Raw genomic sequence first — 13,191 nt, forward strand, 5'->3', positions numbered from 1 at the left:
ACCGCGAGCAACCCCTCCTAGACGGTGGGATCCATGACAGAGAAACGGCAGGCCATTTTGGCATGGGGTGCGGTGGCGCTGACCTTGACGATCTGGGCCAGTTACCTTGTCGTGACCCGGGCGGCGGTGCTGACGGAATTGAACGCGGTAGATATTGGGCTATTGCGCTTTATCCCGGCTGCGATCCTGTTTGCGCCGATCTGGCTGCGCACGGGGCTGTTGCCGAAGGGCACGCATCCGCGTGAGATCGTGTCTGTCGCGCTCTTGGGCGGGTTCGGGTTCGTGCTGTTGCTGTCCATCGGGATGGTCTATGCGCCCGTCGCGGATTCGGTGATTTTCGCCCCCTCCATGCTGCCGCTTTATGTCGGTATCCTCAGCTTTTTCCTGTTGGGGGAGCGGTTTGGCCGGGGGCGGGTCATTGGATTTGCGCTGATCCTGATCGGGGCCGTGGGTGTGGGGGGCTATGAGGCGATCCTGAATTCGGGCAGTGGCACATGGCGGGGACATCTGTTTTTCACCGTTGCGGCCTTTGTCTGGGCGGTGTTCACGCTCAATTTTCGCTGTTCCGCGCTTGGGCCCTTTGAGGGGGCGGCGATGCTGTGTCTGTGGTCAGCGCTGGCCTTTGGCGTATTGGCCTTGTTCGTGCCGGTGACGCTGTTTGACGCCGCGCCGCGTGTGCTTGTGGTGCAAATTCTGATGCAGGGGGTGCTGTCTGGCTATGTCTCCACCCTGTCATATGCCTATGCTTTGCGCCACCTTGCCCCGAGCCGGGTTGCGGCCTGTGCGGCCCTTGTGCCGGTCATGGGGGCGATTGGCGGCATCGTCTTTCTGGGCGAGACTGTACCGGCCATCAAATGGGTCGGGATCGGCATTGTCGCCATGGGCGTCGCGTTGGCATCTGGCGTGTTTGAAAAGAAGGGACGCAAGACATGAGCATTATCATCACTGGGGCAAGTCGCGGGATCGGGCGCGCCTGTGCGGAGGCGCTGGCCATGGCGGGCGCGCCGCTTGTCATCAATTACCTGAACAACAGGCAAGCCGCGGCAGAGGTCGTGGCGGGCGTGGAGGCGATGGGCGGGCAAGCCATCGCGGTGCAGGGCGATATGGGGCAGGAGGCGGATGTGATCCGTCTGTTTGACGCGGCCCCTGCCCCGATCACGGGTGTGATCATCAACGCAGGCATCGTCGGGCCGAAAGCGGTGCTGGCGGATATGAGCGTGGAGCGGTTGCAGGGCATGCTCACCACCAACACGCTGAGCGCGCTTTTGACCGCGCGGGAGGCGGCACGGCGCATGGGTACGGACCGGGGCGGTCAGGGCGGCAGCATCGTCGTGATGTCCTCGGCGGCGGCGCGGATTGGCTCCCCGAATGAGTATGTGGATTATGCAGCCTCGAAAGGGGCGCTCGACACGATGACGCTGGGTCTGGCGAAGGAATTGGGACCAGTGGGCATCCGTGTGAACGCGATCCGCCCCGGCGTCACGCTCACGGATATTCATGCCAGCGGCGGGCAGCCAGACCGCGCGGAGCGGATCGGCGCGCTGGTGCCGCTTGGTCGTGCGGGAGATGCAGCGGAGGTGGCTGCCGCGGCCGCATGGCTGCTGTCTGATGCGGCAAGCTATACGACCGGGGCGCTGTTGGATGTGGCCGGGGGGCGCTGACCCCCCGCGCCATTACGCGGCGGGCTGTGCCGTCTCCACCAGTTTGACGAAGAAGGACGCGCCGATTGGGCTGATCTCATCGTTGAAATCATATTCGGGATGATGCAGGCCCGCGCTTTCCCCCTGCCCGAGGAAGAAATACGCGCCTTTGCGCTCCTCCAGCATGTAGCTGAAATCCTCTGCCCCCATCATCGGGGCGACATCGGTGTTGACCATCTGCTCCCCTGCCACCATGGCCGCGACGCCCGCGGCGAAATCGGTGGCTTCGGGATCGTTGACGGTGACGGGATAGCCGCGCACATAATCCACCACGGCAGACGCGCCATGGGCAGCGGCCACGTTTTCCGCGACCTCGGACATGCGCGCGATGACCATTTCCTGCACATCCTTATTCAAGGTGCGCACGGTACCCGAAAGGCTCGCCTCGCCGGGGATCACGTTATGCGCAGTACCCGCATGGATCTGAGTGATTGAGACAACCGCCGATTCCAGCGGATCAGTGTTGCGCGACACGATAAGTTGCAGGGCGGAGGCAATCTGCACCGCCACCTGCACGCTATCCACACCAAAATGCGGCATCGCAGCGTGGGCACCCTTGCCCGTCACCTTGATCTCGAACGTGTCGGCAGCGGCCATGATCGCACCGGGGCGCGCCTGAAAGAAGCCGGGGGCATGACCGGGATGGTTATGGATGCCGTAGACTTGGGAGATGTTGAACTTCTCCATCAGCCCCTCGTCACACATCACCTTGGCCCCGCCGCCGCCTTCTTCTGCCGGTTGGAAGATCAGCGCCACCCGGCCCGAGAAATTGCGCGTCTCCGCCAGATAGCGTGCAGCGCCCAGAAGCATCGTGGTGTGACCGTCATGGCCACAGGCGTGCATTTTGCCCTCATTCTTGGATTTATAGGGCAGATCGCGGACCTCCTGAATGGGCAGCGCATCCATATCCGCGCGCAGGCCAATCGTCGGCCCGTCGCCGCCCGCGCCGTTGATGATGGCGACCACACCGGTTTTGCCCATGCCCGTCACGATCTCATCGACACCGAATTCGCGCAGCTTGCCCTCCACAAAGGCGGCTGTCTCATGACATTCAAACAGCAGCTCGGGGTTGGCATGGATGTGCTGGCGCCATTCTTTCATGTCGTTGTGGAATTCTGCGATGCGGTTGATCACCGGCATGGGTCTCTCCCTTTGGGGTTATGTCTCTGGCCGGGAGTAGATGCCTGTGACGCGGGATCGTCAAGCATCCCCCTTTTCCATTCCGCGCCATGGTGGCATCAAGGGGGCATGACACACCCATTGCCCCTGCCCGCCTCCGATACGCTTGTCCATGATCCGCACGGCGGCATGGCGCGGCTGGTTGAGATCATGCGCCGCCTGCGCGACCCCGACACTGGCTGCCCGTGGGATATCGAGCAGGATTTCAGCACAATTGCCCCTTACACGATCGAAGAAGCCTATGAAGTGGCCGATGCCATCGCGCGCGCGGACATGGCCGATCTGGCCGATGAGCTGGGCGATCTTCTCCTTCAGGTTGTGTACCACGCGCAGATGGGGGCCGAATCAGCGGCCTTTGATCTGGACACCGTGATCACAGGCATTTGCGACAAGATGATCCGCCGACATCCGCATGTGTTTGGCGAGGACAGTCGCGAAAAGACCGCAGAACAGCAAACCGCCGATTGGGAAGCGATCAAGGCGGCCGAGCGCGCGCGCAAGGGGGATGCTGGCCCCAAGCGCACCCTTGACGGGGTTGCGGCAGGCCTGCCCGCCCTGACCCGCGCGATCAAACTGCAAAACCGCGCGGCCCGGGTCGGATTTGACTGGCCCGAAACCGATCAGGTGCTCGACAAGATCGTGGAGGAGGCTCAGGAACTCCGCACGGCGGAAAACGCTGACCATCGGTTCGAGGAGTTTGGCGACCTGATGTTCGTGATGGCCAATCTTGCCCGGCACATGGACATTGATCCGGAAGCGGCTCTGCGCGCAGCGAACCAGAAATTCACCCGCCGTTTCAATCAAATAGAGGATGATCTTAACAAGATCGGAAAGTCCCCCAGCCAATCCACCCTGGCCGAGATGGACGCCCTGTGGGACGCGGCGAAAGCACGGGAGAAGCGGGATTAACGCCCGCTCAGCCGCTGTTCGCGTTGCCGCCGGATGGAGCGGAACACCTCCGGCTCGGGCGCTTTACTGCCGCGCTGAAACTGGGCCTCCCGCGGATCCTTGACCTTGCGCACCACGCCGCCGCTCTCCTCCGCGACGCCGTCGCTTGAGAAAACGAACATCGCCAACGCCACACCGCCCAAAATCAACAGCGATACCGTCACGACGAGCGCGTAAAGCTCAATCGTGCCGATCCCCATAGCCGCGGCAATCGTCTCCACCAGAGACAATTCCCCATCGGGGGATGCTCCCTCGGGGGCGAGAGTGATATGTCGTGCGCCGTTGCTCATGCGCCCCTATGCTCAAAAAGTGGTGTTTGAGGCAAAACTTACCACATTTCAGGGGGTTCTGTCAGCATCACCGCGTGTTCCACTTGCGGTTGCGGCACGCGGAGGCCAATTGCCCCCTTTAATTTCTGGCCCCTTCTGGTGTAGGGCATGCGTGGCCCATTTTGACACTTCAAGCCAACGGAGCACCCCGATCCCATGAGCACGATCATTGATATTCTGGCCCGCGAAATCCTCGACAGCCGCGGTAACCCCACTGTTGAGGTGGATGTCCTTCTGGAAGACGGCGCGATGGGCCGTGCGGCAGTGCCCTCCGGTGCATCCACGGGCGCGCATGAGGCGGTCGAACTGCGCGATGGCGATACGAGCCGCTATGGCGGAAAGGGCGTGCTGAAGGCGGTCGATGCGGTCAATACCGAGATCGCGGCGGCCCTTGTCGGGTATGACGCGACCGAACAAACGCTGATCGACCGGGTGATGATCGACCTTGACGGGACCAAGAATAAGGGCCGGATCGGTGCCAATGCGATCCTTGGCGTGAGCATGGCCGTGGCCAAGGCCGCCGCTGAAAGCGTGAACCTGCCGCTCTACCGCTATATCGGCGGCACCTCCGCGCGCACCCTGCCCGTGCCGATGATGAACATCATCAATGGCGGTGAGCACGCGGACAACCCGATCGACATTCAGGAGTTCATGATCATGCCCGTGGCCGCGACCAGCATCGCGGAAGCCGTGCGCATGGGGTCAGAGATTTTCCACACCCTGAAAAAAGAACTGTCGGCGGCGGGCCACAATACGGGCATCGGCGATGAGGGCGGCTTCGCGCCGGGTCTGTCATCGACCACCGATGCGCTCGATTTCATCATGCAGTCGATTGAAAAGGCGGGCTACAAACCCGGCGAAGAGGTCTATCTCGCGCTCGATTGCGCGGCGACGGAATATTATGTCGATGGCGTCTATGACATGAAGGGCGAAGGCAAAAAGCTGACCTCGGCTGAGAACGCGGATTACCTCGCCAACCTTGTGGACAATTACCCGATCATCTCCATCGAGGATGGCATGTCCGAGGATGATTGGGAGGGCTGGAAACTGCTGACGGACAAGATCGGCGATCGCTGCCAACTTGTCGGCGATGACCTGTTCGTCACCAATTCCGAACGGCTGGCAACGGGGATCGAAAAAGGCTGCGGCAACTCCATCCTCGTCAAGGTGAACCAGATCGGCTCCCTGACCGAAACGCTGGAGGCTGTGGAGATGGCCCACCGCGCGCGGATGACGGCCGTGATGTCCCACCGCTCAGGCGAGACGGAGGATGCGACCATCGCAGATCTGGCCGTCGCCACCAATTGCGGTCAGATCAAAACCGGCTCCCTCGCCCGCTCCGACCGGCTCGCGAAATACAACCAGTTGATCCGCATTGAGCAGCAACTGGGCGATATGGCGATCTACGCTGGCCGCTCGATCCTGAAGCGTTAAGAGGTTTTATGCCTCTGGCGGGAGGTATTGACCACGGTTTGACCAATTTAGAGTGTTTTCCGCTTTTGGCGTTCGACCAAGGGGAGAGGCAGCCAAAAGCGGGGCTCATGCGGTCAAACTGAGGCCTTAAGAAAAAAGAAACCATTGCGGTTTTAAGCTGATCCTACGGTACAGGCGGGAGCGCCGATGACCGTGAAAGAAGAAGCAATGGCACCCTGTCTCTGAAAACGAGGCAGGGTGTTTTCTTTTTTCCCTAAATACCTCCCGCCGGAGGCATCGAGCGCCGAACAGGCGCTCAAACAAACAGACTTGGCGCAGCCTCATTAAGCTTTTCCGGCGAAGGACCTAAGCCTATGGCACCACCCCATCCGCAATCAGTGACGCGATCTCTTCGGCGGTGAAGCCCGCTTCTTCCAGCACCTCGCGGCCATGCTCGCCAAAGCGGGGCGGGCGGCGGCGGGTTGCGTCTGCGGGGGTCCGGCTCATCGCGATGGGATTGCCCACAACCTTTGTGCCGTCAGCCTCCGTCACCATCCCGCGATGGATCGTGTGGGGATGGGTCAGCACCTCAGGCGGGTCCAGCACCGGGCCTGCGGGCACGCCCTTGGCCATCAAGGTGGCGGCCAGCACCTCCCCATCATGGGTTGCAAGATACGGGATCAATGCGGTGCGGAGCGCATCGCGGTTCTGGTTGCGCGCCGGGTGATCGTGAAAGCGGGGATCGCGGGTCAGCGCCTCCGCGCCAATCACGCTGCAAAGCTTGACGAACTGACCGTCATTCGCCGCCGCGATATAGACCGGCACCGTCGCGGTCGGGAACGCGTCATAGGGTGTGATGTTGGGATGCGCGTTGCCCATCCGCTGCGGCCGCTTGCCCGACAAAAACCAATTGGCGGCTTGGGGATGCAACAGGCTGACCGCCACATCATAGAGTGTCATGTCAATGAATTGGCCTAGGCCCGAGCGTTCCCGCTCATAGAGTGCCATCAGGATGCCCGACATCGCCGCCATGCCCGTGCCAATGTCAACAAGCGGGATGCCCATGCGCACCGGATCACGGCCTGCCTCGCCATTCACCGCCATAAGCCCCGATTGGGCCTGCACCACCGCATCATAGCCCGGCAGCCCGCCATGGGGGCCAGTGGCGCCAAAGCCAGAGATGCGGCAATGGATCAGCCGGGGGAACCGGGCGCTGAGGCTCTCATAGCCCAAGCCCCATTTCTCCATTCCGCCGGGTTTGAAATTCTCCACGATGACATCAGCGGTTTCCAAAAGTCGCCACAGCACGTCCCTACCCGCCTGTTGCCGCAGGTCAAGCGCCATGCCGCGTTTGTTGCGGTTGGCCCCGTTGAAATAGCTCGCAGCCCCCGTGCCCTCATCAAAGGGTGGACCCCAATGGCGGGTCTCGTCGCCCATGGGTGGCTCGATCTTGATCACATCCGCGCCATGATCGCCCAGCCATTGGGTCGCGAAAGGACCACCGAGCACACGGGTCAGGTCGATCACCCTCACATCATCCAGCGCGCCCATTAGCCCCTCACCACACGGTCGAGTGCAGCCGCCGCGAACATCGGCACATATGCGCCAAGGGCAAGGCCCCCTTGGGGATCAGACGCGTTGCCATCAAGCGCGCGTTTCTTCACGCCCTGAAGGATCGCGGCCATCCGGAAAAAGCTGAACGCGATTGCATAGGTCAGGTCTGGCACATCGGATAGGCCCGCGCGGCGGGCATAGCTTTCGATATAGGCCGCATCGCTGGGGATACCGAGGGACGCGCGATCCACACCCGCAAGGCCCCGGCCCGTTTTGCCCGGTGGCATTTGCCATTGCATGATCTGATAGCCCAGATCGGCAAAGGGATGGCCCAGCGTGGACAATTCCCAATCAAGCACAGCGTTCACCCGGCCCTGCCCGTCAAACAGCAGATTGTCGATGCGCCAATCGCCATGGACAAGGCTCACCCGGCCATCATCGGCAGGCATGTTCGCCTCCAGCCACGCGATCAGCGCGTCCATGTCGGGGATCGTTTCCGTCTCGGAAGCACGGTATTGACTGGTCCAGCGGCCCACCTGCCGGGCGAAATAATTGCCGGGCTTGCCGTAGTCAGAGAGGCCCACCGCCGCCACATCCACGGCGTGCAGGCGAACGAGGGTTTCGTTCATGCTGTCGAACACTTGCCCGCGCGCATCCGCATCAAGGTCTTGCGTGCGTGGATCGACCCAGTTGCGGCCCGCGACATGGCTCATGACGTAGAACATGGAGCCGATCACGCCATCATCCTCACACAGATGCAGCGCCTTGGGGACCGGAACGTCGGTCGCGGCAAGGGCGGAGATCACGCGAAATTCGCGGTCCACGGCGTGTGCGGATTTCAACAAATTCCCCTCCGGCTTGCGGCGCAGAACATAGGTGCCACTGGCCGCATGAAGGATGAAAGTCGGGTTCGACTGGCCCGTCGCCGTCTTTTCGGCTCGCAGCGGCCCCTTGAAGCCGGGGATATGGGCGGTGAGGTAATTCTCCACCTTTTCAAGGTCTAGTGCGGCCATGCTCACGCGCTCTGATTGGTATAGCGGCGCAATTCGGCGCGGGCGACCTGACGGCGGTGCACCGCGTCTGGCCCATCGGCCAAGCGCAAGGTGCGCACATGGGTCCATGCCGCCGCAAGGGGCGTGTCCTGACTGATGCCTTGCGCGCCATGCATCTGCACGGCCTCGTCGATCACTTCAAGCGCGATGCGCGGGGCCTCCACCTTGATCGCGGAAATCCACGGAGCGGCGGCGCGCATATCGCCCTGATCCATCATCCACGCGGCCTTGAGGCAGAGCATGCGGGCCTGTTCAATCTTCATCCGGCTTTCCGCGATGATGTCGAAATTCGCGCCAAGTTGGGCGAGTGGTTTGCCGAAAGCCTCCCGCGCCAAGGACCGGCGGCACATCAACTCAAGCGCCATTTCCGCCTGCCCGATGGCGCGCATGCAATGGTGGATGCGCCCGGGGCCAAGCCGCCCTTGGGAGATTTCAAAGCCGCGCCCCTCCCCCAAAAGCAAATTTTCAGCAGGTACCCGCACATCCGTGAAGCGGATATGCATATGGCCATGGGGGGCGTCGTCATGGCCGTATACCTCCATCGGGCGCAGCACGTCGATGCCGGGGGTTTTCGCGTCCACCACGATCATGGAGTGCTGCTGGTGTTTGCCCCGCTCTGCCGAAGGAGAGGACACCATCACGATATAGACCGCGCAACGCGGATCGCCCGCACCTGAGGCCCACCATTTCTCCCCATTCAGAACGTAGTCATCACCGTCCCGCACGCAGGACAGGGACATATTCGTTGCATCGGAGGAGGCCACCTGCGGCTCCGTCATCAGATAGGCGGAGCGGATGTCACCGTTCAAAAGCGGCTTCAGCCACTGCTCTTTCATCGTGTCGGTGCCGTAGCGGTGGAACACTTCCATATTGCCAGTATCGGGGGCGGAGCAGTTGAAAACCTCCGCCGCGAGATGCACCTTGCCCATTTCTTCGGCCAGATAGGCGTAATCCACGGTGCTGAGGCCACCGCCCTTTTCGGGGTCAGACAGCCAGAGGTTCCAAAGTCCCGCGGCCTTCGCCTTGTCCTTCAATCCCTCAAGGATTTCGGTCTGACGGGCGGAATATTCAAACCGGTTGCCCGTCTCGCCCACGCGGGAGAGGAATTCGTCCGACAGCGGCTTGATCTCGTCCTGCACCATGCTGCGCACTTGTGTGATCAAATCCGCGACGCGTGTGCTTGGCCCCAAATCCATTGTCGATCTCCCCATGTTTGCTTTTCGCGCCATGGTGGCGCGCGGTCACGGCACCTGCAAGCGGGAAGTCACGGTGACGGGACGTAAACCCGAATGATCCAGCGCGCGGCAAGCGCGGGGCGCGGGCTGGCATCGCAGTCCATCGTGACGTCATGGTGCAGTGTCAAAGCGCCCTCGGCAAAGCTGCTTTGGGCCAAGGTAAAGCGCCCCCGCAACTGCGCGCCAGATGGGACGGGGCTGAGAAACCGCAGCTTATCAAACCCATAATTGACGCCATGGGTCATCCCGATCGGCACCGGCACGCAGTCATAGGCCATGGCGGACAAAAGAGAGAGCGTCAAAAATCCGTGGGCCACGGTGCCGCCAAACGGTGTCTTGGCCGCTTTATCAGGGTCGGTATGGATGAACTGGCGGTCCTCCGTGAGGTCCGCGAAATGGTCGATCATCGGCTGATCCAGCGTGAACCAGCGGCTGACGCCAACCTCCTGCCCGACAAGATCGGCAAATGCCTCCAGCGGGATATGATGGCGATAGGTCATGGGGCCTCCAACCAGCTTTGGGGGTCAAGCTGCCCCTCGGGGCGGAAATAGGCAATGGCCCGGCGCGGGGCCGGGCTGTCGCGCCATGGGGCTACGCCATGCAGGCTGAGGCGGTGCATGAGGATCGCCTGCCCCGGTGTCACAGTGATCTCCACCCGTGAGCAATCGCTGAACACCCGGCGGCGGGTGGTAGTATAGACATCCGTGAGGTCGATATCGCCCCATCTGTCCGGGGGCGTGGCGTGAAAAGCCGTGCGCAAGGCACGACGCATCACCTCATGACTGCCCTCATAAACGGTCAGCGGGCTGTTGCCATGCGTCACCTCATCCAAGGGAAGGCCAAGGATGAAAGCGTGGTACTCCCGCAAGTGACGGCGGCGGTTAGGCCCCTCGGGCAGCAAACCATCAAGATGGGTGGCATCGCGGCTACGGCGGAACCGGTGGGCGGCGTCACTCTCCCCTGCGTCCTGCTTGGGATAGCCGGGATAGGTGACGGAAAGCTGCCCGCGATCCCATGACACCGGGCCATAAAGGTCGGTTGCGGTGGTGACCGCTTTGCCAGTCAAAGGCACACCATTCAACCGGCCGTGCGCGTCATTTTGCAGGATATTGACGCCCGCAAACCACGTTTCCCCGTGGCGCAGCCAGCGGGATTGCTGGGTCGGGTCCGACAGGATTTGCACGGCGACAGGCCGGACGGAGGCAACCCATGCCTCAATGCCGGGGTCTGTCGGGATCAGTTCCCACCCACGCGACAGGAGCGCCCTGCTCACCCCATCAGCGCCTTGCGCAGCATGTTCGCGGCCATGGCAAAGATGAAGAGCGCAAAGATCAGGCGCAACGGGCGCGCGGGCAGCGCATGGGCGAGTTTCACGCCAAGCGGGGCCGTCAGCAGCGTCATGGAGATAATGATGAGAAAGGCGGGGATATTCACAAGGCCAAAGGTGAAGGGCGGCAGGCCCTCAACCGAATGTCCCTGCGCCAAAAAGCCCAGCACCGACGGCACCGCGATGGCAAGGCCAAAGCCCGCCGCCGTCCCCACCGCGCGGTGAATAGGCACCCCGAAAAGCGTCATCAGCGGCACACCGAAACTGCCGCCGCCAATCCCCATCAGCACCGATAGAAAGCCCAAGGTCGGCGCGGTGGCGGCCCGCGCAGCCCCGGTCGGCATCGCCTCTCCCAGCCGCCATTCGGCCTTGCCAAAGGCAAGCCACAGGCCGACCAGACAGCCCAGAACGCCGAAAATCGCCTGCAACACTTGGCTGTTGAGCCGCCCCGCGATGATCACGCCCGCCACAGCACCAATGCCGATCCCGATGCCCCAGGTCCGCAGAATATCCGTATCGACCGAGCCTTTCTTGCGATGGCTCGACACCGACCGGGCGGAGGTGAAGACGATCGTCGCAAGCGATGTGGCAAGACAGACCTGCATGAGAAAATCGCTCTCATAGCCCAACCGCTCGAACACCAGATAGAAGGCAGGGACCAGAACGATACCGCCACCGACGCCCAACAGCCCCGCGATCACCCCGGCAAAGGCGCCGATGGCCAGCATAAAACCGATAAGCAGCGCCAGATCGGCAAGGGCGATGTCGGGCATGTGTCTCTCCTGTCCTGATCCGCTCGTGCTAGCCTGCCCGCGCGCGGCTGTCCATGCGCGTCAGGCAGCGATGCGGGAGGTGACTTCGGCCAACGCGGCCTCAACGAGTGCGGTCCCTGCCCCCGGCGCGGTTGCCCCTTCGGAGAGGGTCCGCCGCCACGCGCGCGCGCCCGGACGCCCGGCAAAGGCCCCCAGCATGTGTCGCGTGATCGTGTGCAGCCGCCCCCCCGCAGTGAGGTAATCGTCGATGTAGGGCAGCATCGCGCCGACCGCGTCCTCCGCCAGCACATCGGGCGTGTCGGCGCCAAAGATGCGGCGATCCGCACTGGCAAGGATATTGGCTGGCTCATGATAAGCCGCCCGCCCGATCATCACGCCCTGCACCCCCCGATCGAGATGCGCCTCCGCCTCATCAAGGGACGTAATGCCCCCGTTGAGGGAGATCGAAAGGCCAATGAACAGCCCCGTCATCGACAAGACCAGATCATAATCGAGCGGCGGGATATCGCGGTTTTCCTTGGGGCTGAGACCCTGAAGCCACGCCTTGCGCGCATGGATGATGAAATGCTCGACCCCGGCGGCACCCACGCGGGCGAGGAATTCGGGCAGCACCTCATGCGGATCCTGCTCATCCACACCGATGCGGCATTTCACGGTGACAGGCACCTCACAGGCCTCCCGCATGGCGGCGACGCATTCAGCGACAAGTGCAGGCTCGCGCATCAGGCAAGCGCCGAACGCCCCCGATTGCACCCGATCCGACGGACAGCCGACATTAAGATTGACCTCCACATAGGGAAAATCGCGGGCGATCTGGCAGGCCCTGAACAACACCTCCGGCTCCGATCCGCCGATTTGGAGCGCAACGGGCCCTTCGGCGGGCGAGAAGCCAAGCAGCCGCTCCGGCTCCCCATGCACAATCGCCTGCGCTGTGACCATCTCGGTATAAAGCAGCGCATGGCGGGAGAATTGCCGGTGAAACATCCGGCAATGCCGGTCGGTCCAGTCCATCATCGGGGCGACGGACAATCTGGCGTGGTGGCTCAGGTGCATATCGGGTCGGTCTTTGATCGGGTGAACGGGATGGATGGGCTGTCCATAATCCATCCGCCCGGTGGTGGCAAATCCCCGGCGCCGTCAGGTCAGCGCCTTGCGCATCGCATAATTGTGGATCGGCACAGTGCGGATCAGGAAATCGCGGCGGCTCACCACCTCGAACCCCACCTTGACGAAGAAGCGGCGCGCGGCCTCGCTGGCTTCGACGGTGAGGCAAGAGATGCCCTGATCCGTGGCGGCGCGCGCGGCCTCCGTATAAAGCGCAAGCCCGATGCCCTGCCCCGCAGCATCCGGGTGGCAATAGAAACAATCAATATGCCCATCCGCCTCAAGTTCGAGAAAGGCCATCGGCCTGTCCTCCTCCGTCACGGCGACAAAGACCCGACGCCCGTCGCTGACGCGGGCATGGTAGGTCTCCGCACTCATTGGTGCGGGACTCCATGCAGCGATCTGGTCGATGGAATAGTCCCGCGCGCTGATCGCGTGGACGGATTGGTGGAAGATGTCCGGCAGAAAATGGGCATCCGAAGGGGTGTAAGCTCTTATTTTCACGATGTCGTCTCAGGATAGTTCGAAAAGCGGTGCGATCCGCCCGGCCCATCACGGGCGTTGGGCGGATCGCGAT

General features: G+C 62.4%; 14 protein-coding genes. 4 read left to right on the forward strand and 10 right to left on the reverse strand.

Annotation, left to right across the window (positions count from 1 at the left end):
- Positions 1 to 33: 33 nt before the first annotated feature.
- Positions 34 to 933, forward strand: a complete 900-nt coding sequence (locus tag FHS89_RS04790) for a DMT family transporter (RefSeq protein ID WP_184009056.1) — start codon at positions 34 to 36, stop codon at positions 931 to 933.
- Positions 930 to 1,661 carry an SDR family oxidoreductase gene (locus tag FHS89_RS04795; RefSeq protein ID WP_184009059.1) on the forward strand — a complete coding sequence of 244 codons (732 nt, stop codon included), beginning with the start codon at positions 930 to 932 and terminating at the stop codon, positions 1,659 to 1,661. The genes FHS89_RS04790 and FHS89_RS04795 overlap by 4 nt, the downstream gene beginning before the upstream one ends.
- Positions 1,662 to 1,673: 12 nt before the next feature.
- On the opposite strand, the gene FHS89_RS04800 is transcribed toward FHS89_RS04795, so the two are convergent.
- Positions 1,674 to 2,840, reverse strand: coding sequence for a M20 aminoacylase family protein (locus FHS89_RS04800; RefSeq protein WP_184009061.1), 1,167 nt, complete (start codon positions 2,838 to 2,840; stop codon positions 1,674 to 1,676).
- A 108-nt stretch (positions 2,841 to 2,948) separates the two neighbouring features.
- On the opposite strand from FHS89_RS04800, the gene mazG reads away from it, so the two are divergent.
- The gene (gene mazG / locus FHS89_RS04805) at positions 2,949 to 3,788 is read left to right on the forward strand and encodes a nucleoside triphosphate pyrophosphohydrolase (protein WP_184009063.1); all 840 of its coding nucleotides are present in this window, start codon (positions 2,949 to 2,951) and stop codon (positions 3,786 to 3,788) included.
- On the opposite strand, the gene FHS89_RS04810 is transcribed toward mazG, so the two are convergent.
- Entirely contained in the window at positions 3,785 to 4,117 is a 333-nt protein-coding gene (locus tag FHS89_RS04810) for a hypothetical protein (protein ID WP_184009065.1), read from the reverse strand. The genes mazG and FHS89_RS04810 overlap by 4 nt on opposite strands.
- Before the next feature lie 195 nt (positions 4,118 to 4,312).
- On the opposite strand from FHS89_RS04810, the gene eno reads away from it, so the two are divergent.
- Complete coding sequence (gene eno / locus FHS89_RS04815) at positions 4,313 to 5,590, forward strand: phosphopyruvate hydratase (RefSeq protein WP_184009067.1); 1,278 nt, start codon at positions 4,313 to 4,315, stop codon at positions 5,588 to 5,590.
- 351 nt (positions 5,591 to 5,941) lie between these two features.
- Here the strand turns inward: eno and FHS89_RS04820 are convergent, their stop codons facing one another.
- The 8 genes from FHS89_RS04820 to FHS89_RS04855 all read right to left on the reverse strand — a co-directional run bounded on the left by FHS89_RS04820 (position 5,942) and on the right by FHS89_RS04855 (position 13,118).
- Positions 5,942 to 7,120 carry a CaiB/BaiF CoA transferase family protein gene (locus tag FHS89_RS04820; RefSeq protein WP_184009068.1) on the reverse strand — a complete coding sequence of 393 codons (1,179 nt, stop codon included), beginning with the start codon at positions 7,118 to 7,120 and terminating at the stop codon, positions 5,942 to 5,944.
- Positions 7,120 to 8,136, reverse strand: a complete 1,017-nt coding sequence (locus tag FHS89_RS04825; protein ID WP_184009070.1) for a phosphotransferase family protein — start codon at positions 8,134 to 8,136, stop codon at positions 7,120 to 7,122. Before FHS89_RS04825 ends, FHS89_RS04820 begins: the two co-directional genes overlap by 1 nt.
- A 2-nt stretch (positions 8,137 to 8,138) precedes the next feature.
- Entirely contained in the window at positions 8,139 to 9,371 is a 1,233-nt protein-coding gene (locus tag FHS89_RS04830) for an acyl-CoA dehydrogenase family protein (RefSeq protein ID WP_184009142.1), read from the reverse strand.
- Positions 9,372 to 9,439: 68 nt separating this feature from the next.
- Positions 9,440 to 9,910, reverse strand: coding sequence for a MaoC family dehydratase (locus tag FHS89_RS04835; RefSeq protein ID WP_184009072.1), 471 nt, complete (start codon positions 9,908 to 9,910; stop codon positions 9,440 to 9,442).
- Complete coding sequence (locus FHS89_RS04840) at positions 9,907 to 10,683, reverse strand: phytanoyl-CoA dioxygenase family protein (protein WP_343051337.1); 777 nt, start codon at positions 10,681 to 10,683, stop codon at positions 9,907 to 9,909. The genes FHS89_RS04835 and FHS89_RS04840 overlap by 4 nt, the downstream gene beginning before the upstream one ends.
- On the reverse strand, positions 10,680 to 11,510 hold the full coding sequence (locus FHS89_RS04845; RefSeq protein WP_184009073.1) for a sulfite exporter TauE/SafE family protein: 831 nt from the start codon (positions 11,508 to 11,510) through the stop codon (positions 10,680 to 10,682). Before FHS89_RS04845 ends, FHS89_RS04840 begins: the two co-directional genes overlap by 4 nt.
- Before the next feature lie 60 nt (positions 11,511 to 11,570).
- A complete protein-coding gene (gene dusA, locus FHS89_RS04850; protein ID WP_184009146.1) occupies positions 11,571 to 12,563 on the reverse strand; it encodes a tRNA dihydrouridine(20/20a) synthase DusA in 993 nt (330 codons plus the stop codon).
- 84 nt (positions 12,564 to 12,647) lie between these two features.
- Positions 12,648 to 13,118 (reverse strand): GNAT family N-acetyltransferase, encoded by a 471-nt coding sequence (locus tag FHS89_RS04855; protein ID WP_184009075.1) that lies wholly within the window; start codon positions 13,116 to 13,118, stop codon positions 12,648 to 12,650.
- Positions 13,119 to 13,191: the final 73 nt, after the last annotated feature.

The organism is Rubricella aquisinus (assembly GCF_014199445.1).
Taxonomy (GTDB): domain Bacteria; phylum Pseudomonadota; class Alphaproteobacteria; order Rhodobacterales; family Rhodobacteraceae; genus Rubricella; species Rubricella aquisinus.